The organism is Marinimicrobium alkaliphilum, from assembly GCF_003259155.1.
Classification (GTDB): Bacteria; Pseudomonadota; Gammaproteobacteria; order Pseudomonadales; family Cellvibrionaceae; genus Marinimicrobium_A; species Marinimicrobium_A alkaliphilum.
In genome coordinates, this window is the sequence record NZ_QGMQ01000023.1 from 1 (window position 1) to 1,191 (window position 1,191).

The following is a 1,191-nucleotide window of genomic DNA, read 5'->3' on the forward strand; positions in this document are numbered from 1 at the left end:
GCGGACAGTAAATCACTGTCCACCTAAAGGGGTGTATCATGGGTATAACGAAGAAAAAACAGTACGACAGCTACACATTGGCTTTCAAGGTAAAAGCGGTCAAGGAGAGCAAGAAGCAAGGCGTTAAAGCCAGAGATGTCGCTGAGGCGCTTGGCATCCACCCAGTCATGCTGTATCGGTGGCGTCAGGAATTCAAAGAAGGTCGTCTTTCCGAGAACAAGCATATGAGAGTGCCGACACCACCGCCGAAGAAATCGAGAGAGGACTCAGATAAGCTTAAAGTCGCGGAGCGACGGATTAAAGAGCTTGAGAAAAGCCTGGCTGCCAAGGAGGAGGAAGTCATCATCCTAAAAAAGGCCGGTCGGTTCTTTCAGGAACAGCGCAGGAAAGATACGCGTTCATAGAAGAGAACCGAGCCTCGCATAAGGTCGTGACGATGTGTGAGTACCTGGATGTCTCCACCAGCGGCTATTACGACTGGCGCGACAGGCCCGCCAGTAACAGAGCCCAATATGATGCATTGCTGGTCGACCAGATTGTCGAGATGCACCGGGGTCACGAAGCCAATTATGGTGCGGTCCGGGTGCATCCCTACCTTAGGGGGCTAAGCTATAGCTGCAGCCGCAGACGGATCAATCGTTTGATGAAGGCGCATGGAATACGCTCCAGATACCATGCACACCGCGTTCGGCGATCAAACGGCAGCAATGCCCCCATAGCGGACAACCTGCTAGCCGGCCAACCACCGGCAAACCAGAGTGGTCAGCATTGGGCAGGGGATATGACGTATTTAAAGACAAGGGAAGGTGATTTTTACCTGGCAGCCGTTCTGGATCTCTGGTCCAGAAAGCTAATAGGTTGGGCGTTCTCACGGAATCACGATACTGACTTGGTCAAAGGTGCCCTGGACATGTCGCTAGCGCTAGAAACCAGGCAGCCTGGCTGTCTGTTCCATAGCGACCAAGGATCAGAGTACCGATCAGACAGCTACCGTGCTCGGCTCGCCGAAGCGGGGATAGTCAGCAGTATGAGTCGGGCGGGCACACCTACTGACAATGCCTATGTCGAGTCATTTTTTAAAACGCTTAGAAATGAGCTGCTTCACCATAGGAAATTCAATACACTCATAGAATGTGTCGCCAGAATCTTGGAGTATATTGAGTTTTATAATGAAAGGCGTATACACTCAAG

General features: G+C 51.6%; 2 protein-coding genes. Both read left to right on the plus strand.

Features of this window, described 5'->3' with window-relative positions; translation table 11 throughout:
• Positions 1-38: 38 nt before the first annotated feature.
• Positions 39-404, plus strand: a complete 366-nt coding sequence (locus tag DKW72_RS16225; protein WP_111643428.1) for a transposase — start codon at positions 39-41, stop codon at positions 402-404.
• On the plus strand, positions 401-1,191 hold a 791-nt coding region (locus tag DKW72_RS16830; protein ID WP_408631121.1), incomplete at its 3' end, for an IS3 family transposase. The genes DKW72_RS16225 and DKW72_RS16830, both read left to right, overlap by 4 nt.

Bases quoted from the DNA above. Each gene is read 5' to 3' on its own strand.
- DKW72_RS16225 (WP_111643428.1), top strand. From the start codon at position 39: ATGGGTATAACGAAGAAAAAACAGTACGACAGCTACACATTGGCTTTC.